Genomic DNA, 23,310 nt, shown 5'->3' on the forward strand with positions numbered 1-23,310 from the left:
ACTGTACCAGTTGCTCCAGACCTGTTCGTGTATTGGAGAATACACAATCTTTCCCCAGTTCAATTCCCCGAAAGTCAATGGCTCGGGCCACATGGGTTTCCTTAGCGATGTCTGCCCCTACGACAAGGGTCTTGTCGGAAATTCTCATAATCCGTTGATTCTGTTTCTTCGATTGTTTATACTTCATGTTGAGTGCCTCCTGCGCTGGAATTTGTTCTCTGGACGGAACGTTTCCCAGTATACAGCTGGCGCTTTTTTCATTCAAACCTCAAATTAATTCATTACAGGAATGGCTCCTCAAATGGGTTATGTATAACTTTTGCCCTCATTATAGGAGACGTTTATAAAGATTTGATAATGATTCAAAAAGCAAAAAAAGAAGGCATCCCGCGAAGGATGCCCTTGTGTGTTCGCTATAGTATTAGCCCTTAACCGCTGATCCAACGGTAAGCGCATTTTCGACTTGTTCGCTGAACAGCATGTAGATCAGAACGGTAGGCAAGCTGGCAATGGTCATGGCCGCTCCCATCGCACCCCAGTCGGTTGTGAATTGACCTTGGAAGAATAGCAGACCCAGCGGCAGCGTCTTCAGGCTTTCTTTGGTAATCAGGATGACGGCCATCGTGAATTCGTTCCAGGAGTTCAGGAAGATAAAGATGACCATCGTGGCGAGCGCCGGCTTGATAATCGGCAGCATGATGCTGAAGAATGTCCGGTAGATCGAAGCTCCGTCAATACAGGCCGACTCCTCCAGCTCGTTAGGAATACTGCGGAAGAAGCCATAGAATACAATAGAGGTAAAGGACAGGTTAAAGGCGATATACGGCACAATCAGCGCACCATACGTATTGGCAAGATGAAAGTCTCTGACCAGAATAGCCAGCGGAATCATAATGACCTGAATGGGGATGAACATGCCTATCATAATATAGGTGTGGGCGATGCCGCGCAGCCGCCATTGCAATCGGGCCGCCGCATAGGAGAACATGACGGACAGAACGATTGCACCAATAACGGTTGCCCCCGCAACGATTACACTATTCATGAAGTATACCGGCACATTGTATTTGGACCAGGCATTCGAATAATTTTCAAATCTTAGATGAGTCGGGAACCCAAAGGGATTGGTTACGAAGATCTCGTCATTATTTTTTAGCGAGTAAAAAATCATCCAGATCAACGGATACACCGACAAGATTGCATACAGCCACATAAAGCCTGTGACGGGCAGGTTGTTTTGGCGCACCTTCTTAATAAGCCAGGCCATATTTGGACACTTCCTTTAATAAGTGATTCGTTCTCTGGCAACCAGACGGTTGATGATCAGTGTGGCAAGCAGGCATTCAATGACCAGCATAGCCGCCGCCGCACTTCCATAACCGAACTCTCCCACACGGAAAGCGGAACGATACATCAAATAGGTAAGTGTATAGGTTGAAGTTCCTGGTCCACCACCGGTCATAATATACATATTTGCAAAAGCATTCAGTCCTCCCGTAACTGCGAAGACCAGACAGAACTTATACGTTTCAGCCATCATGGGAATCATGATTTTGCGGATCGCCTGCAGTTTGGTTGCACCGTCAATACGGGCCGCTTCCATATATTGCTCGGGTACCGATCTTACTCCCGCAAGGATCAGAGCAAAGTGATAGCCCATATACTGCCAGGCATTGACGAAGGCCACGGCGATGATCGCCGATTTGCTGCTTGAGAGCCAGTCTTGCTGATAGTGAATGCCGAGGATCTCGAACAGCTTGTTCATGAGGCCATATTGCCCGTTATAAATGGACAGCCATAGTTGGCAGACCACTGTAATCGACAGCACAACGGGGATGAAATAACTGATTCTCAGCAGACGGCGGCCCTTAACGACTCCATCAGCGATGACAAAAGCCAGAATCGAAGCGATACCGATCTGTGTAACGGTAATGATGGCTGCAAAGATCAGCCCATTATAGAGAGAGGTATAGAACACACTGTCGTCAAACAAATTCTTATAGTTGTCAAACCAAATGAAGGTTCCTGCTGTTAGACCGTCCCATTCATATAAACTGCGGAAGAAAGTCTGCATGATCGGGTAGAACACCATAATGGTATACAAAAGAAGTGCAGGCAGCGTAAATATGGCAATCGCTGTCTTGTTCCCTAAAAATTTCTTCATCTCTTCACATCCCTTGCTGGTAGCTGCACAATCCATAGCTTTGAAGAAAAAGATAGGACCCGCCCGTACCCAAGGTCTAGGCGGGTCCTATTCAGGTGGTGCTGTTTATTTACCGTTTGGTATTGCTTTGGTTACATCTTTAATGAATTCATCTACGCTGTAACCGCCGGTCATCAAGACCTGTGTGGCATCTTCAATGGCGGCCTTGAATTTAGCATCAGAGAGACCCCAGTCGAAGGCGGTGGTACTGGTGACCTTGGAAATATCCTCGGACAGCTGCTTCATCATTGGAGGGTATTCTTTTACAATAGGCTTATCCACTTTGGTGGCTACCATCGGATTGCCGCGCTCGGTGTATTTGAATTCGGCATACTTCAAGGAGATGAAGGCCGCTACTTTGGCTGCCAGCTCAGGATCCTTAGTGTCCGGATTCACTGCATAGCCGCCTGGATTTCCTCCACCGACAAAAGCATATTTGTTCTTCTCATAGGAGGCTGCGTCTGCGGCCGGGAAGTACATCCAGCCCACTTTGTCGCCGAGCTTCTCCGTGGAAGTTGCAATTTCCCATTGTCCATTCAGGAACATGGCGGCTTTGCCTTCATAGAACAGGGAGGCTGCCTGGTCGAAATTCAGGTTGGTTGCGCCCTTAGGCAGCAGGCCGGCCTGGATCAGTTTATATAATTCCTCTGTGGCTTGCTTGTACGCAGGATCGCTTGGCGATGCCCCGCCGCTTTGCAGCTTCAGAATGCCTTGCGGCTCTGTGCGTGTTGCGAACACATCATAGAGTGCAACGGTTGGCCATTTCTCTTTGGCGAACAGGGACAACGGAGTAATTCCCGCTTTGTTAAAGGTTTGAACGGCTGTCATCAGCTCGTCATAGGTGGTAGGAACTTTAACATTATTTTTCTCGAACAGCTCCTTGTTGTAGTAGAGGAGCATGAATTCGTTGCCGGCATAAGGATAGGCATAGATATGACCGTCTTCACTGATTAGCGTATTCATCGTACTTGGGTACATTTTGCTTTTGAAATCATATAGATCGGCGAATTTGTCCAGCTCCAGAATATTGCCGGATTTCTTGAAGGTATTAATAATATCTGTGCCCGCCTGGTAGATATCCGGCAGGTTCCCGGTTGCGGCGTAGGTTTTGAGCTTCTGCCCGTCATCCTGAGCCTGTACCTCCAGCTCCAGCTCGACATTCGGCATCTCTTTTTTCAGTTCCGCGACAGCGTAGTCATAAGGGAGCTTCGTGTCATCATCGGAATATTGGGCATAAATACGCAGCTTGACTGCTTTTTCCGGTGCTGCCGTTGTTGCCGCTGCTGCTTCTGTCGCTGCAGGTGATCCGGCGTTTGTTTCTTTTGCTGCTGTATCTGTGTTGTTGCCTGCTGATCCGCATGCGCTTACAAACACTAGGCTTAAGCCCGCTAGAGCTGTGGCTACTTTCTTCATTCGGGTGACCCCCTTCAATGTTGTTTTCTGACTTAAGTATAGTAAGAGCGGGCCATGGTGATAAGGCAAAAACTGCGTGCTTCTGGTAAAATCCGCGCAGAAAGAATCCTCAACTCCGGTTCTTCTCATACTCGCTGGGGGAGTAGCCGTAGAATTTCTTGAAGCTTTTGCTAAAATATCCTGCGTCACTGTAACCGACACTCTCAGCAATGTCGGATAAGCGCAGACCGCCTTGCCCCAGCTGTTCTTTCGCTTTTTTCATCCGGTATTGGGTAATATAATCGCTCAGTGTCATGCCGAACTCCTTCTTGAATACAGCCCGCAGATAGCTGGCATTAATGAATACATGCTGGGCAACCTGCTCCAGTTGAAGCTCAGGATCGGGATAACATTGCTCTATATATGCTTTGGCCGACTGTGCAATTTTCGCGGCCCTTGTATTTTTATACTGGCCTGTGTAGCGGATGGCCTTATGAAACAATTCCTTGATCCATTCAAAGGTCATTTCCAGCGACTCAAACTTGCGGATTTCGTTGTAGGGGAAGAAGTTCTCTCCGAAGCACTCTTCAACCGGATGGCCTGATTCTGTGATATAGGCGAGGTTCACAGCAATCAGACCAATGCAAATGACATACACATGTTCAATCGACAGCCGTCTTTCGAGAATGGAGTCAAATACACCGTCAAGAATGTGCTGCACCCCTTCCGAATTCCGCATCCGAAGCTGGATCAGCAGCTTCTCATTGACCTCTACGGGGTAAAATGCCTGTTGTCCAATCTCAGCGGCAACCGATTCATAAGTGATCACACGGTCATGGCCGAGGACAAACTTGTTCTGCAAGGCGATAAGCGCTTCCTGGTAGGAATCGTGGATATCCTTGAATCCTTGTTTACTGCGGCCAATACCGATCGTAATCGTGAAATTTAGGTATTTCTTGATTAATTCGCCGAGCCTTCTGTATCCGTCCAAAAAAGACGCCATAGGGTTGTGATGGTCCACATGCTCAATCAGTCCGATAATCCGCCCTTCCGGTCCATTGAAGATATGATGTTTCCAGCTGTCATCCAAGGCTTCGTTAAGGATATTCGTAACGGCGTATTTCATGAGCAGCCGTTCGCTTATTTTCTCCCATTTGATGTCAATATGGTCAATTTCGATGCATGCGACAACAAAAACAGGGCTTTGAATGTGAATGTTGTACTGCCCAAGGCGTGTCATAATTTCTTCATGGGTCAGCATGCAATCGCCGCTAATGAGCTGATTAAGGAAGCTTTCCTTTACGAGCTGCTGGTTCTCCTTATACGTTAAATTCTCCTGTTGAACCTTCCGGTGCTCCTGCTGCAGCTTGAGCAGGGTCAGCATCAGCTCGTCCTTAGAAAAGGGCTTCAAAATATAATCCTCTACCCCCAGCTTGAGTGCTGTTCGCGCATACTCAAATTCATTATGTCCCGTAATCAGCACGATGCTCATTTCAGGGTATTGCGCCTTCAGCTTCCGGGTAAGCTCCAAGCCATCCATGAAAGGCATGGTGATATCAATCAGCGCGATATCTACCGGATTTGCCGCACAAAGCTCCAGCGCCTCCACTCCATTCCTTGCTTCAATCGAAATCTCAAAGCCCAGCGTGTCCCAATCCAGCACTCCGCGCAGATATTCACGGAAGATACTCTCGTCGTCTACGATCATTACTGTCTGCATGTATATTATTCTCCTGACCGGCCCGGATAAGGGAGATTCACAGTGATCTCTGTTCCTTGTCCAAGCTTGCTTGTAATCTGCAATCCGTATTCAGAGCCAAAATACAGTCTGATTCGTTCGTGAACACTGCTTATTCCATAGCCGACGGGCTTTTCCTGACCCTTCATGGCGGTTTCCAGTGCGTGCAGCCGTTCTTCGGACATCCCTACCCCGTCATCTGTGATCTTCAAGATCACCTTGCTTTCTTCCCTGTATCCGCTGATTATAAGTTCACCGAAGGAGCCCTTGGTCTTAAGCCCGTGATAAATCGCATTTTCTACAAGTGGCTGCAGGGTAAGCTTAGGAATAATACAGGGGAGAATATCCGGTTCGATCTCAATCAGGAAGTTGAATACGTCCGAATACCGGATCTGTTGAATAGACAGGTAATCCCGGACGCTGTTCAGTTCTTCCTGTAACGTGATCTGGTCCCGGCCATTACTTAAGACCACCCTATAGAAGTCGGCCAGCGCCTTCGTGGTCCGCTGTACGTCCCGTGGTCTTCCCATGTCTGACAGCGTATAAATAACATCCAGTGTATTATATAAAAAATGAGGTTTGATCTGCGCCTGAATTAGAGCAAGCTCATATTCCCTCTTTTCCCGCTGCTCCTTACCGATGTTGCTCAGCAGCTCTTCGACCCGGTTCATCATCATATTAAACCCGGAGGCGAGGATTCCGATTTCGTCCCTGGATTTGACTTCCAGGTAGGGGTCCAGATGGCCTTCATTCACATGCTTCATATGACGGGAGAGGTTGATAATAGGCTTGGCAATAAGATTGGATAACATGCCCGCACCAAGAATCGCAAAGAACAGGCAGATGAAACCTATGAGGATGATCAACTGTGTAATGGTTTTGGTGTCCTCGTTCAGACGATTATAGGGGACCATAGAGATTAGCTGCCAGCCCAGCTTTGTAATATCTGCACGGATCAGAAGCATCTTTCCTGAGGGGGAAGGCTGCAGCAGATTTTGTTCAGCAGATCCCATCACCCAGTCTCTTAGAGCGCCTCCGGGCAGCGGGTGTAATACCTGGCTTGGCTCCAGTGCAGAGACCACCAGGCCGCTGGGGTCAACAATCATGAAGGATTCATCCTGGATGGAGCCGATATTGCGGTAGATGGCTGACAAGGCATCCTCCCGCACATTCAGAATGACGTAGCCCAGCGTCTCTCCGGTATTGATGTTGACAATTCGTTTGCCAAGGGAGAGCACCGGCTGTTCCGGGCTGGCGACCAGATAGCTGCGGCGCTCCATAGGAAACCAAATATTGGAGCCGCGGGAATGCTCCAGTGTGGTCAGCATATTGCTTCCCTGGAGCTGCTCGGCGTTCCTCTCCATCTCCAGATTTGAGCCATAGACCACACCGCTTCGGCTGATATAAGCTGCTGAATCCACATCCGGGAAGATCAGCAGCGCGTAACTTAACTGATTGGTGATTTGAGTGTAGAGCTGCAGATCCGATACCTGCCCGCCGTCTTCCGAATATTTCTCGACGATCACTTTATTCAGATTTAAGGTTAATATATTGGCAGCGCTTTCCGTATTGGTCAGCATGCTGTTCATGAGTGTAGTAATCAAGGTTGAATTGTCGGAGACACTGTTCACTGTTTTCTTGACAATAGCATCGGTATAGACCCGGTACGAGACAAAGCCTAGAATAAATAAGGGTAAGATAATCAGCGGAATGTAGACATACATAATCTTTTTGCGTATCAATAGCCTGTCGAACCATTTACCCGGATATAAACGTCCCCTGAATTGCATATTGCTCCTCCATTTCAGCCTGTTGACCCTATGTTCTGGTGCAACTGATAACGCGAATGTTAACACGTTTCATTAATATTTTGCAAAAGCAAAAATTGTAACCGTAGGAACAGTAGGAATCGCTTGGCAACCGGTGTTTCGTGTGAAATGATCGAGAGAAGTGGGTTGGGTGGGGCAAATCGATGAAACGGGAAAATGCGTAGCCGGAGGAGAAGCTTCGATTATCATCTCGACGATAGCTGCAATGACAAGCTTCATTATCTTCCTGTATCCAGATGTATATACACCTACAACTACAAGTGTGAGTAGAATCATTGGTGCAATAGCAAGCAAAAACTCTAAGACAAATGGAATTGTCTTAGATTTATCTAAGACTTCTGTAACAGCTGATCAACTGGGAATGTATGGCTAGAGTAAGAGGGGTTACGGAGAAGGCGAATAGACACCAAATATAACTAATTTAATTATTATTCCATAATAATGGAGGGTTACTATGCCTAAAATCAGATGTAAATGTGGAGAGGTTCTTAGATTTGGTGATATACCTTGTGATATTGAATACAAATTCATCTCTGATGTTGAATATGATCAATATCAAGGACAAATCGATGCTGAAGAATTATACCTTAAAATGAAAAGTTTTCTTGAATGTAAAATATGCGGTAGACTGTGGTTTTTTTGGAATGGATTTGAAAATCCGCCTAAAGAATACGAATTAAAATAGTAATTGAAACTATTATGAAACCACATGTTAGTCAGTTTATCATGTGGTTTCTTTCAGCTAATTATAAGAATATGTTTGAGGGGCAGATAGATAATCCACTGAGTTTGAATTTGTATACGTATGTCGTTAATAACCCGTTGATTTATACTGATCCTACAGGGCATTACAATAATTCTCACAGTTTATCTAATCAATCACGCTCATTCGTCGATGCTACAAAGTGGGGATTTTAATTGAATGCAATTGCTACCGTTTGGCTGGTTAACATATCAATCCTAATTTTTGGGTGGTGTCAAAATTACAAATTATTGCTTCAGGGTTTGAACCGGTACCCCGCTCCCCAGACCGTCTGAATATACTTCGGATTGCCCGGGTCCTCCTCGATCTTGTCACGGAGCCTGTTGATATGCACCGCCACCGTAGCATTGTCACCTACAGCGTCATAACCCCAAATTCGCTCGTACAAAGAATCTTTGCTGAACACGATGTCCGCATTGACTACAAGAAAATATAAAAGGTCAAACTCCTTTTTCTTCAAATCCAGCTCCCGGCCTTTAAGATAAGCTCTATGCGACTGGGTATTGATTACGAATGGACCCATTTCGATGCTGCTGTTCTGAGCCATTGTTACATTTCCGCCTTTGAGGCGTTCATATTGCGCCAGGTTGGATTTGACCCGGGCCACCAGCTCACTTGGGGAAAAGGGCTTGATGATATAATCATCGGCCCCGAGTCCCAGACCGCGGATTTTATCAATGTCCTCCTGCTTGGCTGTAACCATCAGGATCGGGATGTCGAGCTTGCCTCTAAGCTTGCGGCACACGGAAAAACCATCCTCGCCAGGCAGCATCAAATCGAGCAGAACGAGTTGGAATTGTCCCGAAAGGGCCTTTTCTACCCCGGTTATCCCGTCTTCCGCGATCTCAACCGCAAACTGGTTAATCTCCAAATAATCACGCTCTATCGAAGCGATGGCGCTGTCGTCTTCAATAATTAATATTTTCTTCATGCTATTGCCCCTTTGCTTAGAACTGGCAGCTTGATAACCATACATAAACCGTCTGCCGAAGAGAGTTCAGCGTGAATACTTCCACCCATCCGGTCCACTGCCTTTGCCGTTATCGCAAGTCCTAATCCGCTGCCCTTGTTGGGATTATTGCGGGAAGGATCGCTACGGTAGAACACGTCAAACAATTTCTCCAGGGCTTCCACCGGCACACCGGGCCCATCATCGGATAAATAGATAAAGACTTCGTTACCCTTAGCTTCAGTACGTATATTTACATGGCCATGTTCTTTATTTTTGTATTTCAAGCTATTCTCCAGAATATTAGAAAAGACGCTGTTAAGTTGAACCGGATCAGCAAAGATGAGCACATTTTCGGCTAAAGCCGTAATATTCACTTCCAGCCCATTTTCTCTATATTCCTCTGCTGTGGCTTTAACCAAGGATAATATCTCCTGATTGACTTCCAGCGGTTCAGGATCGTAGGGATAATCGCCCAAGTCCATTTTCGAAAATAGGGAGATTTTGGCCACCATCCGGTCGATGTCCTCAGCTTTGGTTTTAATCATGCGGATATAGTTTTGTTGGGATTCCGGTGTCTGGGCCACACCATCCAATAAGCCTTCTGAATAGGCGCGTACAGAGGTTAATGGAGAGCGGAGATCATGCGATATTCCGGCAAGGAGCTCTTTTCGGTTCTCATCCTGTTTCTGTATAAGCTGAAGAGATTCTTTCAGGCGTACGGCCATATCATTAAAATCCTCGCAGATGGAGGCGAATTCATCCTTGTTCTCGTAGTGAATTCTAACATCCAAATTGCCGTCCCTGAGCTGATGAACGCCATCAACCAAAGTATCCAAGGGCAGCTTAATTCGTTTGAACACAAACCGGGTAAGAAAACGGTTAGTTAAGATAATCGCGACGATGATGCCGAGGAAAAATAAAATAACGAACATAATGATCTCAGGCGGGAAATCCTCATAATTGAAATCAGATATGATGTTGAAAATGATCACTGTATACGTTTTGCCGTTAACGTTCATCTTCTCTGCGTATACTTCTTCGTTATTGAGGGAGGCGGAGCCTTCTCCCTTCAATGCCCAAATCGCCCCGGTAAGCTCTTCGGTATACCGAATGTTAAGAGTTCCGAAGCTAAATATATTCTTTTCGGAAGAGTAAATATTCAGACTCAGCTCATTTTTTTGCAATACCTGTTCCAGCGCAGTCTTGGTTTTTGCCTGCTCCTGCTGGGTTCCGTTCTCAAGAAATTGCTTAGCTTTATGAATCAGATCATCGCGCGAATCATAGAACTGATCATCTTTTTGAACCCCGTCTTGCGAGGCTCGGAAAATAATCTCTCCGCCGACAAAGATAATAAGCAGGGAAATGAGCACAGGGATTACAATCATCAGGATATTTGAAATGAACAAGCGCCGCTTAATGGTCATACTGCGTTCCCAGCTCCTTCTTGTAGCCGTTTCTACTTGTTCAATCATATCATAGTACCCCGGTTCGTTAATCCGTGCGTAGTGCATAAATCGGCCGGAGTCTTGCTGCTTTGTTGGCCGGCAACAGTCCGAAGAACACACCGATAAAGAGAGAGAACAGGAACGAAATCACAACCATGTTCCAGGCGTAGCCTACCTGTAATGAAGTGAACTTGCCGACTAACCAAGTGAGCCCTAGTCCAACGCCAATTCCCACCACTCCGCCAAGGGTGCTTAAGAAGATGGACTCTATCATAAACTGCAGCAATACATCCCGCTTTTTAGCACCAATGGCCTTGCGAATTCCGATTTCCCGTGTTCGTTCGTTGACCGAGACAATCATGATATTCATGATCCCGATTCCACCCACAATCAAGGAAATTCCGGCAATTCCTGCGAGTCCAATCGAAAGGGTGTTGGTGGTTTTTTTTACAGTATCCATGATCTCCTTGGAGTCGTAAACAAAGTAAGAATCTTTGGCTTTTAGAAACTTCTTGTCCAGGATACTTCCGATCCTGCTCTTGACAGGTTTAACGTCTTCATCAGCCAGTACCTTGACGGTGAAATTTTGAATGCCTTTACTCTGAAGCAGCCGTTCAGCTGAAGATACAGGGATGAGGATTTTGTCATCATTTGATCCAGCCATTGACGTCCCTTTCGCTTGCAACAAACCAACGATTGTAAAGGTATTTCCATTAAGCTGTATATCTTTCCCAACCGGATTCTCAGTGCCGTACAGCTTTTTTGCAGTGCCCGCACCAATCAGAGCTACCTTTTGGCGGTACTGGATATCTATATCGAGCAGGAATCGGCCGGACTGGACATGGAAATCCTTCACCTTCTCGTAGCTCGGCGTTACCCCTTCAAGCGGGACGCTTTTATTCTTGGTACGGTATTTGGCGGTAATGTTGCTGCTGATGCTGGGGGACACGAGATCTACACCCGGGAGCTTGGCATAGGCCATCACCTCGTCATACTCCAATGAATTGACAGCTCCCCGTCCTGTGATCATTACCGCCATCTGGTTCGTGCCCAGATCACTGAGCTGACCAGAAATCTGGCCGGTGACGCCCTGTCCGACGGATACAAGCAGAATAACGGATGACACTCCGATGATGATTCCCAGCATGGTAAGGAACGAACGAACCTTGTTGCCGATGATGCTCATGAGCGCCATGCGTATGCTTTGAAAAAAGATCATTCGTCATTTCTCCGATCTTCTACCAGATTTCCATCCTGAATCCGAATGACCCGTTTTGCCTGCTTGGCAATCTCCAGATCATGGGTAATCAGAATAATCGTATGCCCCTGTGCATTCAGCATCTTGATCATCTGCATCACCTCTTGCCCTGTCTTGGTATCCAGCGCTCCGGTTGGTTCGTCCGCAAGAAGCATGGGAGGATTGCCCGCGAGTGCTCTTGCGATGGCTACCCGCTGCTGCTGCCCCCCGGATAGCTCGCTGGGACGGTGATGCATCCGATCGTGAAGCCCTACCTTTTCCAGCGCCACTTCTGCCAGCTTTCTTCTTTCCCGGTGAGTCATGCCCCGATAAATCAGGGGCAGCTCTACATTTTCTACAGCGGAGAGCTTTGGCAATAAGTTAAAGCTCTGGAAGATAAATCCGATTTTCTCGTTGCGGATCTGCGCCATGCGGTTGTCTGACAGCTTTCTGACATCCTGTCCGTCAAGAGAATAGCTTCCTTCATTGGAGAGGTCCAGGCAGCCGATCATGTTCATGAGCGTTGATTTGCCTGAACCCGAAGGGCCGATAATAGCCACGAACTCCCCGTGGCTGATCGTAAACGAGAGTCCTTTTAGCACCGTCATCCGTTCCCCTGCCATCGTATAGCCGTGGACCATATTTTCAATCCGAATCAAGGGTTCGCCGCTCATAGTCCACCCCCTGCGGGAGACATTTCTCCACCTCCGCTGTTTCCACTGTCTCCACCGAAGAAGCCCTGATCCTGGGAAGTCGAACTTGCGCTGCTTGGCGCGATAACGGTTGGAATAACCACCTGTTCCCCGAGCTTCAACCCGCCGGTGATCTCAATCTGACTCTCATCGTGAACGCCGACGGTAACGGCCTTTTCTTCAGGTACAGGGGCTATGTCCGTTTTCGCCGTATTGTTCAACACCTGAACGAAATATGTATCACCCTTCTGAGTCACGGATTCAATAGGAAGCACCAGAATCCCCTTCTTCTCTTCAATTTGAATTCTCCCCTGCGCTGACATTCCGGCCTTTACATCCCCGGGATCGGATAGACGGATCGTGACATCAAATAAGGATACACCGTTTGTAATCTTGCCTTCATTTGCAATTGCGACCACTGTGCCGGGGTAGTTCTTATTTGCCAAAGCATCCAGTTTAACCGTTGCGGTCATTCCCAGCTTGATCTTGGGGATATCCAGCTCATCCACCCGGATGGTTGCGCTCAGATTCTGGTAATCGGTAATCTTGAAGGCTTCCGCGCCGTTAACGACTGCTCCGCCTGAAGATACGCTAATCTTGGTAATCGTCCCCTCCATGGGCGAGGTCAATGGGGCACGAGGGGTCTGATCCTTGTGCAGTGCAGCAATTTCAGCCTCAGTGGCGGCGATATCTTCCTTGGACCTTTCAATAGCCAGCTTTGCCGTGTCCACTTCGCCCTGCACCGCACCGTCCATTACAAGCTTCTTATACTGATCCTGTTTGTCCTGCAGCGCGTTTTGGTTCTGCCTTAGCATGTTAAGCTGCTGCCTGAGGCTGCTGTCCACATTTGTTGCTTTATAGGTCATCAAGAGCTGGCCTTTCTTAACCCGAGCGTTTGCGCTGACAAATACCCGGGCCACGTTTCCTTGATCCTTGGCGAAGACCGTTTCTGAGTGTGTAGCTTTGACAGAGCCGGAGCCTTTGACAATGACAGAGATATCTCCCTTTTGCACTGCGGTTGTTTTGACGGTTACTTCGGCCCCTTGCTTGTTTTTGTCTGGCGACAAGGTAACTACCGCAGTGCCTGTTGCCACAAGCGCAAGGATCACAGCCGATATCCAGACCCCTTTTTTTATCTTCATAATGATCCTCCACCGTTCGTGTTAGTGCTGTCCTTAGGGGCAGGGGTACTTGTGGGATCGGGAGCCTTTGGTGTCGGGACGTAGGTCAAATTATAGGTTTGGCTTCCCAGCTTGATTCGCTCGCCCTGGAACTCGTCATACAGATTAAGAATGAAATTCCCGCCTTTCAGCGTCTTATATAAGCTGCTTATGAAGGTTGTGGAATAGGTCATGAATTGTCCCGGTGTAAGATCTGTACCGGGTGTCAGTGTTCTTTCCTGGCTTTGGCCGTAGGGGTCCATTAGCTGCACAACCAGCTTATGTCCATAGGTTCCCATATCATAGATGCTGCTCTTGCCCAGGCTGTAGGTCAGGTTGGTTGAGAGTGTTTCCTGGCCCTCCGTCAATGTCCCTGTAGCTCCGGTTATCGTGAGACTATAAGGGAATAATTCCACACCGCCGCTAAGTGCGGTTAGAGGAGCCGGCGTTTGCTTGTTCAGTGCGAGCGCTACAGTGTTGATGTAAGCCGTCGGCGTTCCGCCCGGCAGCGTAAGCTTGCTATCACTCACGCCTTCCCCGACATAGAGAGTCAGCTTGGAGGTGTCTACCGACACAGGCAGCTTGCTCCACACGGTTACCAGATTTTTGCCCTTAGGTCCCGTCGCCAGCTCCGATTGGCTGATTTCCGCTTCGTAATAATCATCGCCTGACGTCTTATAGTAAGCTACGAGCTTGGCCTGATCCGATTTACGGGTTTCTTCGCTGTTCATTTCCAGCTCTGTGTACACGATGTTCTTGCTTGTTCCGGGATATACAGTGGTCCGGCGTTCCTTGATCTCCGCCCGTTTACCCGGCGTTTCAATATGGAACGATTTGCCTTGGTCTACCGTAAGGGCCGTAGCAGCCACCTGTCTTGTGTTCAAGGAGAGGAAGGACTCCGCAGTATCGCCAGAACCGCTGGTGAGCTCGATATTGATGTGCTCGAAGCCCAGCTCATAAGGGATTTTGCCGATCACATAATAACTAGCACTTTCCCCAGAAGCTAGCGTAGGGTCTGAATCGGCTGCAACAACCTGAATCGAACTGCCCAGATCGTGGGTTCCGGCTTTCATCGCGCCGGTGAGCGAAGGCATTGTAACCGTGGAAGTTTTGGTGTTGCGGATGCGAACTTTGGCTACAACCACATCTTCAGCGGACCAGGGCATACGCTCTACGGACTCGAGATTGATGCCGAAGGTTCCGTAGCTGTTATCCAGTACATATTCAGAGTTCACGTAACGGTCCTGCTCCAGCGCATAAGGAATCTGGTAAAAGGCCGTAGGAAAGATGATTTTGCCTTCAGCTGCGGGCTCTACTAACAGGAGCTGAAGCGTACCCTGACTCAGTTCAATCGGCACTTCTGCGGAGAACTGGAGAATTCGCTCCTCAAGCGGCTTCAGTGTAAGACTGCTGAAAGCTTTGGTATTTACCGGTAAGGTATAACCCTCTACGGCTTTGACAGATACATCATAGCTCGGCAGAGTTACTGCTTTGTTGCCGACATTTTTCACCCGAAACTGCAGATTCCATAGTGCTTTGTCACCCTTAGCCGTAACGGAGGCTTTTGTCAGCTGTGTCTCTACGGTATTACTACTGATGCTGAGCTTCTTCGTCGCATACGCAGCTACACTGAGGCTCGGGGAGGTAGAAGCAGGCAGCAGGAAGGAGGCCACGGGCAGGTCGGCCTTAAGCTCGGTACTTTCCCGGGTGATGGACAGTGACATATTGCTTGTATTGGTGTAGGAAGGGATTTCAGTCAGATAGTAGACTGTCCTCTTCTCCCCGGATTGCACTTTATAGTCGCGGCTGGTATCGCTTAACGTAAGCTCGAACATGGAGCCGCCGGAGGACTCCAGATATACCCGGTAGCTTGGAGCGCTCAACACCTTGGAGCCCAGATTCGTTAGGCTTAAGGCGATTTTGGCGTAGACTTTGCTGTTGAAATGGTAGATTTGCAGATTCTCTGGCTTCAAGGATACCGGAAGGCTGTTCATGGTGATCTTTTTACTCTGGCCCTGCTGGACGGATGAGGAATATGGTGTCGGGATGGCAAAGGTGCCCAGCTTCTTCTGGTAATCGGAACCGCTGAAGTCCCAACCGAACATGGATACTTTGATCCCGCTGAGCTTGGTGGTCTTACGGACATTCACGTAATATGTAACAGATAATTGGTCCTTGGGGGGGACTTCCACTTTGTTTTTATCTTCTGGTACAGGGTTGCTTTTGATCTCTATGCCTTCAGGAGTGGTTACTTTTGAGAATCCATTAAAAAGCTTATAGGGACTGCCGCTCGTATTGGTATAAGTAAGTGTATAAATGAGGCTGTTTCCGGTTTCCTCCTTAGCCAGCTGCAAATCGGTCAATCTGACGCTAACGCCAGCCTGAATGGAGATAGAGGCCAGCTTAGTCAGAGCATCGACACTCCGCGGAATGTCTTTATTTATAGGAATGCTGCCGGGTGCCGCAAACGCCGGCAAGCTGAGCTGTTGACTAGCCACAATCACTCCTGCCAGCAGAACGGCATAGGCACGGTAATTCTTCATATACTTCCCTCCTAATATTCATAGCCCTATCATAAAAGGCAGTTTTAAAATAGGGATAAATAAAGAGGCGAAGAGTTCGCCGCAAACTTAAACAGATGTTAAACTTTTTATAAATTGAACCATTTAGGCAAAAGGAGCCAATATCTGTTGTAAGACCCGAATGGAGGCCGGCCCTTATGAAGGACTTAGACTTGAACCCGTGGCTTATCCGGATGAGCCAGGGGGATGAAGAAGCATTCCAAGTCGTTTACGAAGCAACACGCGAGCATGCTTACCGGTTAATCGGTTACCTCGCTCCAAGCAGGAAAGATATTGCAGATATTATGAGTGAAGTCTATTTCGAGCTATACAAAAGTGTAGGCAGGTATGATCCGGAACTACAATTCAATTCATGGTTCAACGGATTGATTGTCAGGCAAGTGCGCAACTGGAAGCGGAAGGAGTGGCGGCTGTTCCGGATCACGGAAAAACTGAAGCTGAGCACCGCCAAATCATCCGATGCTGCTGCAGAGCTGCGGCTAACGGAGCTGGATGATCAGCTTGAGCTGCTTCCGGTTCTCCAGACACTATCGCTCAAATTCAAAGAGGTTATTGTCCTCCGCTATTATCAGGACTGCTCGCTGGAAGAAATTGCCGTATTGCTGAAGATTCCAATAGGTACCGTAAAATCCAGGCATCATCATGCGCTCAAGCAGCTGCGCCAGCGGTTCGACGAACTGGGATTGCGAAAGGAGGGGGATGGCTTTGTCTATTGAGCGGCAGCTGGTAGAGGAGTTCAAACGAGATTCCCGGAGGTGTCCTTCTGATCTGGATACCCGAATAGCGGCAGAATACAGGCAGCAGGTGATGCAACAAAGGGGAAAACCATCCATGTTCAAAACTAAAAAAACGCCGAAATTTGTCCTGATCGCCGCTATTTTCATTGTACTATGCGGGTTCGGCTATGCAGGCAGCAAGCTTCTGTTTGATGACCATACCGATAAGCTCTCCTCTAACTATAAGATCGAGCAGAAGCTGCAGCTCATTCCAGAGGATGTAGCGAAGATCCGCGGTTCGCTTGCGGAAGTGAGAACACAGCTAAACCCTGGAGAAACGGCGGTTGTATATTTTAAAGACCATGACCTTGAGGCTCAGGGAACCCCGGTTGTCTACGGCATCAATAAACCAGTTGTGCTTCCTGTAGAGGAGTGGAGAGCGGCCTTACAAGAGCATCATGTCGGAGAGAAGTTTCCTGAATCGATCCTTGGAGCCTACCGTTTCGTAGAAGGCATGGAGACTTCGCCCTTCCAATTCACGTTCGGGGCGGATGCCTACACACTTCTGGATGAAATGAAGGCTGAGAGCAAGAAGACGGGAAGTGAGATGCTGTGGCGTAAGACGGATGTGTCTGAAGATATTACTACAACCTACACTTCTGTATACCGCAATGCGGCGGGCGACTCGATCTATCTGACCTGGCAAATTGCAGACGGCGCTCCCGGCGCCAAGGTATTCCAACTCGTTCCGCCCGGTACGGTGTATGAGGAACTTCAAATCGGCGGCCTAACGGCACATTATCTGAAGGACAGTCAGTCGCTGTTCGGGGAGAGCAGTGTTCATCAGGATGTAACATGGCTGAGTGCAGGCGAAGGCAAGAGTACTGCCTATCATGTGCAGACCGATTCCCGGACGGTGACCAAAGAGCAATTGATTGAAGCGGCTAAAAGCCTGTTCTAGACAGCTACAACAAAGAACGGTTGATCCATGATCCATGGAATCAACCGTTCTTTGTTTGGCCTGCATGCGAATTTGGGGTTACAGGAATGAGAAAAAAGTGCGCAGCAGCCCGCGCTTCCGCGGCGGACTCTGGATCCTCCCGGCTGCAGCGTTAGGCTCGTACGGGGAGAGGGATGGGTCGGTCCGCTCCTGAATCGTTTCCAGAGATACTGCCAATTGCTTGATCATTTGACGCAGGTCCTCAAGCTCTCCGCGCTGCTGGAGCAGCTGTACCGAGACTACTTCGTCAGCTTTATGTTCTAGTGAGCGTTCAATGTAATCGATTCGCGACAGCATGTCTTCCATAGGCCCGTCGGGTGTGCGGAGGAGCGGGTCCTTCTCCTGTGATACGGGCTGCACGGTGCCAGTAGCAAGCTCCAGGTTGATGCACTCTAGTGCTTCCCCGCGATTGATGCGGTCTTTAATCAATTGTAGCAGGCTGATTGCCTGCTCTGAGAATATATAATGTCCAAACCGGTCCTTTGGAAAGAAATCAGGGAACATGGCAGCCCAGCGTTTGATAGTGGTCTGGCTAACGGACAACAGCTCTGCGGCATCCTTTGTTTTCAGCATTTCCATTTCGATTCCTCCAGTTCAGGTAGTCTTGCTATGAACAATTCGCTCTTCATAAGCGGCTCCCTGCACGGGTGACAAAGGAAGTGCTGATTCGATAAACAAAGTGCTATTACGAGAAATTATTTAAGGCGTGTTCGCTTGAAACAGGCTGTTTCTGTACTGGGTAAGCGGAGCCAGCCAGACGGTTCCTGTCCCCCGGTACACATTAACAAGCCCCTCGCCGGAGGCAGCGGAGCCAAGACGGGTTTTGCCTGACTTTTCTACGGTGAAATCCAGGGTGTTGGACCACATTAATGCAAAGTTGCCATCGACCTTCAGCACATCATTCTGCAGCTCAACGACAACGGCTTCCTCGGAGGGAATCGGTGCTTCCAGGGCCAGGATGCCTTTGCCTTTGGCGCTCAGATTGAACAGCCCTTCTCCGCCCAGTGCGGCAGAGGACAGGTTCTTGCGCGCGGTAACGGCCAGCTGGAGGGAAGACTCACAGGCCAGGAACAGGCCGTCATCAATGACGATATGATCGTTGTCGACATCAATCAGCCACAGATATTTATAAGTGGTTTCCAGCAGAATCGTACCCGTGCCTTTGTAGAGAGGTTTGATGGCACTGGTTCCGGTTGCGGCGCTGGACACGATATTTCGCATCAGTCCACCGACCCCTTTTACCCCTGAGGTCATTTCAATATTCCCGACCATATACTGCATGGCCCCGGCACTCAGCGTAACCTCGCTGTTGTTCAGCTCAATCATGAGCTGCTTGTTGCGCATGTTGCTTTTGCTCATGAAGAAGTTGGATTGTGCTTCCGCCAAGGTGGTGCTGCTCAAATCCTCTTTGTACTCGATAACCGAAAATCCGCCAAGCTGTTCCTTGATCACAACATTGCTGTTATCTTTCAGATTATTGATGGTATAGGCCAAATGAATCCTCTCCTCTGCTGGGCAGTGATGTTGTAAGCGGAAGCGGATCTGCTTCGAAGGTAGGTATTCGACACAAAGGGGGCATCTCCTTGTCCCCTAGAAGCCTCTCACACTGGAGGGGGTTCTTTGCTTGTGTTTTTTGAAGGTGCGGCTGAAGTAGTAAATATCATTGAATCCGGTGGCTGCGGCGATTTCAGAAACGGTCAGCTGCGTATGGCGCAGCATGGAGTCGGCCCGGTCCAGCCGGACGGCGTTAACATATTCGGATATCGTGTGTCCGGTCAGCTCCTTGAAGAGGCGGCTGAAATGGAAGCGGCTGAGCCCGGCGAGCGCCGCAAGATGGTCCACAAAGATAGGCTCGCTATATCGGGTGTCAATATAACGAAGCACCGGAGCGAACCGCTCAATGGTCTGAATGCGCCGGGTCTGTTCGGCCTGCGACAGTACGGTTACCACATGTCCGCGCAGCAGCAGGGTAAGCAGGCGGTACAGCTCGGACTTGACTGCCAGCTCATAGCCGAATTCGCGGCGTTCGAGTTCGCGGATAATGGTCAGGGCACAGTCAGTAATATGCTGATCCCCGGAGATATGGTTGCGGAGCAGCAGACGGTTCTGCTGGATCGGTGCGATGAATTTGGTCTCTGCAGCGTCACTTACGGCGCTATGCAGTAATGAGGTGTCCGCGATAATCGCGTAATAGAGCAGATCGGCAGAGGCGCTTACGCCATAATGCAGCTCATTGCTGTTCACGGCGATCAGATCGCCGGCACGGACATGGATTGGTGTCCGTCCGCATTCGAACACCGCTTCTCCGCGCTCAATGAACAGAAATTCCAGATGCTCATGCCAGTGATGGGGAAACAGCACGACGCCCGCCCTGTCAAAGCGCTGGGTATGTACTTTGATTGGAAACTCGGGGTCCGGCATATCCATGGGCTCCCGCAGTTCCATGTCGTAGTTCAGCATTGTTGGATTACACCTCCCACCGCACAATTGTACAAATAAGACCGCAAGGCGCTGCATGGTCTTCATGATTGAAATCATTATAATACGAATCAGAACGTATGCAAATAAAAGAGAGAAGGTTCGTGGATATGATCAGGGTTGGCGTAATTGGAACAGGCTCCATCTCAGGCATGCATCTGAATGCCTACCGGAAGAATCCTCAGACCGCTGTGTATGCGGTATGCGACTTGAATGAAGAACGTGCAAGGGCAGCTGCTGCTGAGTATGGTGCGGAGAAGGTGTATACGGATTACCGCGCGCTGCTGGCTGATCCAAGCGTTGATGCAGTCAGTATCTGTACCTGGAACAACTCCCATGCCGAGATCAGCATTGCGGCGCTGCAAGCCGGCAAGCATGTGCTGGTGGAGAAGCCCCTCTGCCGTACGCTGGAAGAAGCGGTACAGGTTCAGCAGGCAGTGGAAGAGAGCGGCAAGATTTTGCAAGTGGGCTTCGTACGGCGCTACGATGCCAACGTCCAGCTGCTTCAGAAGCTGGTGGAAGCAGGGGAGTTTGGTGAGATCTACTATGCGAAGGCGACGACGTTACGGCGTCTTGGCAATCCCGGCGGCTGGTTCGCTGACATCGAACGCTCCGGCGGTGGACCGCTGATCGATATCGGGGTCCATGTCATCGATCTGTGCTGGTACTTGATGGGCCGTCCGAAACCGGTATCAGTCAGTGCCAATACCTACCGGAAGCTGGGCAACCGCGCCCACGTGGAACATCTCTCTTTCTATAAAGCTGCTGACTACGATGCGGCGAATAATACGGTGGAGGATCTGGCGAATGCGCTGATCCGGTTCGAGAACGGAGCTTCGCTGTTAGTAGATGTCAGCTTTACACTGCATGCGAAGGAAGATGAAAGGTCTGTACGCCTGTATGGGGAGAAAGGCGGCTTTGAAATCGATCCCGAAACGGTGATTGTGCGTGAAGAGGCCAATACCATCGTCAATATCTATCCGCAGACGGATCATGCAGGATTCGATTTTAACAGTGCGTTCCAGTATGAAATTGATCATTTCACCAGCTGTGTAGGGAGTGGCTCGCAGCCGCTGAGCCCTGTGCAGGACGGGGTGGAAATCATGAAGATACTTGGCGGGATCTACGCATCCGCAGCCAAAGGCGAAGAGGTGAAATTATGAAGCTCGGAATCAGCACCTACAGTCTGCACGCGGCGTTTGCCGCCGGAGAGCTGACACTGAAGGGCGTCCTGGAGACGATCGCCGACCTGGGGGCGGAACATGCAGAGATTGTACCCTTAGGCTTCAATCTGATCGACAATCCGGAGCTTATGGATGTCATTCTGCAGACTGCAGCGGACCGTGGCCTTGAGTTGTCCAATTATGCGATCGGTGCGAATTTTGCCGGACTGGAGACAGAGATGCGGCGGAAGGAAATGGAGCGGGTGAAGCGGGAAGTGGAGGTGTGTGCAGCACTTGGCATTCAGCGGATGCGGCACGATGTGGCCTCGTCACCTGATCTGTCCATCGTCCATTTTCTGGAGGAGCTGCCGCAGCTGGCTGACGCCTGCCGTGAAATTGCCGATTATGCATCCGGCTTCGGCATCACAACGAGTGTAGAGAATCACGGATACTTCATCCAGCACAGCGACCGGGTACAGGCATTGGTAAGCGCTGTGGACCGGGAGAACTTCCGCACGACACTGGACGTTGGCAACTTTCTGTGCGCCGATGAGAACCCGCTTACTGCTGTGGCCGGCAACCTCAAGATGGCCTCCATGGTTCACCTCAAGGATTTCTATGTCCGTCCGCAGGACCGGCATCCCGGAGAAGGGTGGTTCCAGTCTTCCGGCGGGAATTGGCTCAGGGGCGCGATCGTGGGGCAGGGCGACATCGACATGCCGCGTGTGCTCAGGCTGGTGAAGGAGAGCGGGTATGACGGCTATATTTCTATCGAATTTGAGGGCATGGAAGAATGCCGCAAGGGAACAAGGCTGGGCCTGGAATACGTCAAGCGGACATGGAATGCGATCTAATCAAATGACTCAAATAGGAGGAGGATTACCGCCATGGCGACACCTGTCATCAGCAATAAAATCGGCGTGATCGTAGACAGCTTTCAGGTTGGGGTGAAGGAGGGCTTGCGCAAGGCAAAAGAAGCAGGCGCGGACGGGGTGCAGATCTATGCGGTACAGGGTGAATTCGATCCTGCTAATCTGTCTCCGGCTGCCCGCCGCGAATGGAAGGAATATATCGCTTCGCTCGGGCTCGAAATCTCGGCTCTTGTCGGCGATCTGGGAGGGCACGGCTTCCAGGACCCTGCGCAGAACCGCGCCAAAATCGACAAGTCGAAGCGTATCATGGAGCTGGCCAAGGAACTGGGCACAGACATCGTGACCACGCATATCGGGATCGTTCCTCCGAACAAGGACAGTCAAATCTATGAGACGATGCACACAGCCTGTGAGGAGCTAAGCCGGTATGCGCATGAGATGAATGCTTACTTCGCGATCGAAACCGGGCCGGAGACTGCCGCGCATCTGAAAATGTTCCTGGACGGGCTGGGTTCCAAAGGGGTGTCGGTTAACTTCGATCCGGCCAATATGGTGATGGTGACCGGAGATGATCCGGTGCAGGGTGTTCATACCCTGAAAGACTACATTGTGCACACCCATGCGAAGGATGGCGTCAAGCTGGCTAATATCGATCCGCGCGATGTATACGGAGAGTACGGTTATGAAGCACCGGAGCTGGACCATGAGAAAATCGCGGAGATGGCAGAGTCCGGTTCGGCGTTCCGCGAAGTGCCGCTGGGAGCGGGAGGTGTCGACTGGAACGGTTATCTTCAGGCATTGAACGATATCGGCTACCAAGGGTATCTGACGATTGAGCGCGAAGTCGGCAGCAATCCGGAGGCGGATATCCGCCTGGCTGTTGAGTTTTTGAAGAGGTTCCGGGCATAGGCGAGGGCTAAGCGGCGGACTAGGCTGATTTACTGTATTGGAGATCCTGAAGTCCGGGTGAACATGGAAACGGCTGCCCTTTCTTGTGAAGGAGGCGCAGCCGTCTTTTGCTTGGAAATAATCTTCATGGTATCCAAATGAAATTGCTATAATCCAAGAGAGAAGGAAATTTTGGGAGG

Annotated in this window: 21 protein-coding genes and 1 pseudogene; 7 read left to right on the top strand and 15 right to left on the bottom strand. The window is 49.5% G+C overall.

The features are described from left to right. From A3844_RS26220 to A3844_RS26245, 6 genes and pseudogenes are all read right to left on the bottom strand, one after another. Positions 1-187, bottom strand: a pseudogene (locus A3844_RS26220) (IS110 family transposase); the annotation flags it as partial. A 234-nt stretch (positions 188-421) separates the two neighbouring features. After that, positions 422-1,267: a carbohydrate ABC transporter permease gene (locus A3844_RS26225; RefSeq protein WP_083607032.1), complete on the bottom strand. Its 846-nt coding sequence runs from the start codon at positions 1,265-1,267 to the stop codon at positions 422-424. Positions 1,268-1,282: 15 nt separating this feature from the next. Further along, entirely contained in the window at positions 1,283-2,164 is an 882-nt protein-coding gene (locus A3844_RS26230; protein WP_074088278.1) for a carbohydrate ABC transporter permease, read from the bottom strand. Between the two features lie 105 nt (positions 2,165-2,269). Then, positions 2,270-3,616, bottom strand: a complete 1,347-nt coding sequence (locus A3844_RS26235; protein WP_074108989.1) for an ABC transporter substrate-binding protein — start codon at positions 3,614-3,616, stop codon at positions 2,270-2,272. 109 nt (positions 3,617-3,725) lie between these two features. Continuing rightward, positions 3,726-5,315 (bottom strand): response regulator, encoded by a 1,590-nt coding sequence (locus A3844_RS26240; protein ID WP_074108991.1) that lies wholly within the window; start codon positions 5,313-5,315, stop codon positions 3,726-3,728. 5 nt (positions 5,316-5,320) lie between these two features. After that, positions 5,321-7,123, bottom strand: a complete 1,803-nt coding sequence (locus A3844_RS26245) for a sensor histidine kinase (RefSeq protein ID WP_074108993.1) — start codon at positions 7,121-7,123, stop codon at positions 5,321-5,323. Positions 7,124-7,292: 169 nt separating this feature from the next. On the opposite strand from A3844_RS26245, the gene A3844_RS32485 reads away from it, so the two are divergent. Both A3844_RS32485 and A3844_RS26250 read left to right on the top strand, forming a co-directional pair. Then, entirely contained in the window at positions 7,293-7,535 is a 243-nt protein-coding gene (locus A3844_RS32485; protein ID WP_143192166.1) for a hypothetical protein, read from the top strand. An 81-nt stretch (positions 7,536-7,616) separates the two neighbouring features. Next, positions 7,617-7,847: a hypothetical protein gene (locus A3844_RS26250; protein WP_074100046.1), complete on the top strand. Its 231-nt coding sequence runs from the start codon at positions 7,617-7,619 to the stop codon at positions 7,845-7,847. Between the two features lie 313 nt (positions 7,848-8,160). Here the strand turns inward: A3844_RS26250 and A3844_RS26255 are convergent, their stop codons facing one another. From A3844_RS26255 to A3844_RS26280, 6 genes are read right to left on the bottom strand one after another with little or no spacing between them, the layout of a single operon-like run. Beyond that, entirely contained in the window at positions 8,161-8,856 is a 696-nt protein-coding gene (locus A3844_RS26255) for a response regulator transcription factor (protein WP_074088282.1), read from the bottom strand. Beyond that, positions 8,853-10,349, bottom strand: a complete 1,497-nt coding sequence (locus A3844_RS26260) for a sensor histidine kinase (RefSeq protein ID WP_244169859.1) — start codon at positions 10,347-10,349, stop codon at positions 8,853-8,855. The genes A3844_RS26255 and A3844_RS26260 overlap by 4 nt, the downstream gene beginning before the upstream one ends. Before the next feature lie 19 nt (positions 10,350-10,368). After that, entirely contained in the window at positions 10,369-11,541 is a 1,173-nt protein-coding gene (locus tag A3844_RS26265; protein ID WP_074108995.1) for an ABC transporter permease, read from the bottom strand. Next, complete coding sequence (locus A3844_RS26270) at positions 11,538-12,233, bottom strand: ABC transporter ATP-binding protein (RefSeq protein WP_074100049.1); 696 nt, start codon at positions 12,231-12,233, stop codon at positions 11,538-11,540. Before A3844_RS26270 ends, A3844_RS26265 begins: the two co-directional genes overlap by 4 nt. Further along, a complete protein-coding gene (locus A3844_RS26275) occupies positions 12,230-13,393 on the bottom strand; it encodes an efflux RND transporter periplasmic adaptor subunit (RefSeq protein WP_074108996.1) in 1,164 nt (387 codons plus the stop codon). Before A3844_RS26275 ends, A3844_RS26270 begins: the two co-directional genes overlap by 4 nt. Then, positions 13,390-15,954, bottom strand: a complete 2,565-nt coding sequence (locus A3844_RS26280) for a hypothetical protein (RefSeq protein WP_074108997.1) — start codon at positions 15,952-15,954, stop codon at positions 13,390-13,392. The genes A3844_RS26275 and A3844_RS26280 overlap by 4 nt, the downstream gene beginning before the upstream one ends. 176 nt (positions 15,955-16,130) lie before the next feature. On the opposite strand from A3844_RS26280, the gene A3844_RS26285 reads away from it, so the two are divergent. Further along, the gene (locus A3844_RS26285) at positions 16,131-16,709 is read left to right on the top strand and encodes a sigma-70 family RNA polymerase sigma factor (RefSeq protein ID WP_074088288.1); all 579 of its coding nucleotides are present in this window, start codon (positions 16,131-16,133) and stop codon (positions 16,707-16,709) included. Next, a complete protein-coding gene (locus A3844_RS26290) occupies positions 16,699-17,670 on the top strand; it encodes a hypothetical protein (RefSeq protein ID WP_074108998.1) in 972 nt (323 codons plus the stop codon). The genes A3844_RS26285 and A3844_RS26290 overlap by 11 nt, the downstream gene beginning before the upstream one ends. 78 nt (positions 17,671-17,748) lie before the next feature. Here the strand turns inward: A3844_RS26290 and A3844_RS26295 are convergent, their stop codons facing one another. The 3 genes from A3844_RS26295 to A3844_RS26305 all read right to left on the bottom strand — a co-directional run bounded on the left by A3844_RS26295 (position 17,749) and on the right by A3844_RS26305 (position 20,169). Then, on the bottom strand, positions 17,749-18,288 hold the full coding sequence (locus tag A3844_RS26295) for a MerR family transcriptional regulator (protein ID WP_074108999.1): 540 nt from the start codon (positions 18,286-18,288) through the stop codon (positions 17,749-17,751). Positions 18,289-18,408: 120 nt separating this feature from the next. Further along, the gene (locus A3844_RS26300; protein ID WP_074109000.1) at positions 18,409-19,203 is read right to left on the bottom strand and encodes an AIM24 family protein; all 795 of its coding nucleotides are present in this window, start codon (positions 19,201-19,203) and stop codon (positions 18,409-18,411) included. 96 nt (positions 19,204-19,299) lie between these two features. Then, positions 19,300-20,169 carry an AraC family transcriptional regulator gene (locus A3844_RS26305; protein ID WP_208619461.1) on the bottom strand — a complete coding sequence of 290 codons (870 nt, stop codon included), beginning with the start codon at positions 20,167-20,169 and terminating at the stop codon, positions 19,300-19,302. A 122-nt stretch (positions 20,170-20,291) separates the two neighbouring features. On the opposite strand from A3844_RS26305, the gene A3844_RS26310 reads away from it, so the two are divergent. The 3 genes from A3844_RS26310 to A3844_RS26320 are packed head-to-tail and all read left to right on the top strand — an operon-like array spanning position 20,292 to position 23,131. After that, positions 20,292-21,350 (top strand): Gfo/Idh/MocA family protein, encoded by a 1,059-nt coding sequence (locus A3844_RS26310; RefSeq protein WP_143192167.1) that lies wholly within the window; start codon positions 20,292-20,294, stop codon positions 21,348-21,350. Next, complete coding sequence (locus tag A3844_RS26315) at positions 21,347-22,204, top strand: sugar phosphate isomerase/epimerase family protein (protein WP_074109002.1); 858 nt, start codon at positions 21,347-21,349, stop codon at positions 22,202-22,204. The genes A3844_RS26310 and A3844_RS26315 overlap by 4 nt, the downstream gene beginning before the upstream one ends. Positions 22,205-22,237: 33 nt before the next feature. Beyond that, positions 22,238-23,131, top strand: a complete 894-nt coding sequence (locus tag A3844_RS26320) for a sugar phosphate isomerase/epimerase family protein (RefSeq protein WP_074088295.1) — start codon at positions 22,238-22,240, stop codon at positions 23,129-23,131. Positions 23,132-23,310 lie beyond the last annotated feature (179 nt).

It is taken from the genome of Paenibacillus helianthi (assembly GCF_001909055.1).
GTDB lineage: Bacteria > Bacillota > Bacilli > Paenibacillales > Paenibacillaceae > Paenibacillus_AQ > Paenibacillus_AQ helianthi.

Excerpts from the sequence above, each read along its gene's own strand:
- A3844_RS26235 (WP_074108989.1), bottom strand. The coding sequence starts at position 3,616 with ATGAAGAAAGTAGCCACAGCTCTAGCGGGCTTAAGCCTAGTGTTTGTA.
- A3844_RS26305 (WP_208619461.1), bottom strand. The coding sequence starts at position 20,169 with ATGCTGAACTACGACATGGAACTGCGGGAGCCCATGGATATGCCGGAC.
- A3844_RS26245 (WP_074108993.1), bottom strand. The coding sequence starts at position 7,123 with ATGCAATTCAGGGGACGTTTATATCCGGGTAAATGGTTCGACAGGCTA.
- A3844_RS26260 (WP_244169859.1), bottom strand. The coding sequence starts at position 10,349 with ATGATTGAACAAGTAGAAACGGCTACAAGAAGGAGCTGGGAACGCAGT.
- A3844_RS26315 (WP_074109002.1), top strand. The coding sequence starts at position 21,347 with ATGAAGCTCGGAATCAGCACCTACAGTCTGCACGCGGCGTTTGCCGCC.
- A3844_RS26320 (WP_074088295.1), top strand. The coding sequence starts at position 22,238 with ATGGCGACACCTGTCATCAGCAATAAAATCGGCGTGATCGTAGACAGC.
- A3844_RS26280 (WP_074108997.1), bottom strand. The coding sequence starts at position 15,954 with ATGAAGAATTACCGTGCCTATGCCGTTCTGCTGGCAGGAGTGATTGTG.
- A3844_RS26225 (WP_083607032.1), bottom strand. The coding sequence starts at position 1,267 with ATGGCCTGGCTTATTAAGAAGGTGCGCCAAAACAACCTGCCCGTCACA.
- A3844_RS26240 (WP_074108991.1), bottom strand. The coding sequence starts at position 5,315 with ATGCAGACAGTAATGATCGTAGACGACGAGAGTATCTTCCGTGAATAT.
- A3844_RS26275 (WP_074108996.1), bottom strand. The coding sequence starts at position 13,393 with ATGAAGATAAAAAAAGGGGTCTGGATATCGGCTGTGATCCTTGCGCTT.
- A3844_RS26270 (WP_074100049.1), bottom strand. The coding sequence starts at position 12,233 with ATGAGCGGCGAACCCTTGATTCGGATTGAAAATATGGTCCACGGCTAT.
- A3844_RS26285 (WP_074088288.1), top strand. The coding sequence starts at position 16,131 with ATGAAGGACTTAGACTTGAACCCGTGGCTTATCCGGATGAGCCAGGGG.
- A3844_RS26250 (WP_074100046.1), top strand. The coding sequence starts at position 7,617 with ATGCCTAAAATCAGATGTAAATGTGGAGAGGTTCTTAGATTTGGTGAT.
- A3844_RS26295 (WP_074108999.1), bottom strand. The coding sequence starts at position 18,288 with ATGGAAATGCTGAAAACAAAGGATGCCGCAGAGCTGTTGTCCGTTAGC.
- A3844_RS26230 (WP_074088278.1), bottom strand. The coding sequence starts at position 2,164 with ATGAAGAAATTTTTAGGGAACAAGACAGCGATTGCCATATTTACGCTG.
- A3844_RS26255 (WP_074088282.1), bottom strand. The coding sequence starts at position 8,856 with ATGAAGAAAATATTAATTATTGAAGACGACAGCGCCATCGCTTCGATA.
- A3844_RS26265 (WP_074108995.1), bottom strand. The coding sequence starts at position 11,541 with ATGATCTTTTTTCAAAGCATACGCATGGCGCTCATGAGCATCATCGGC.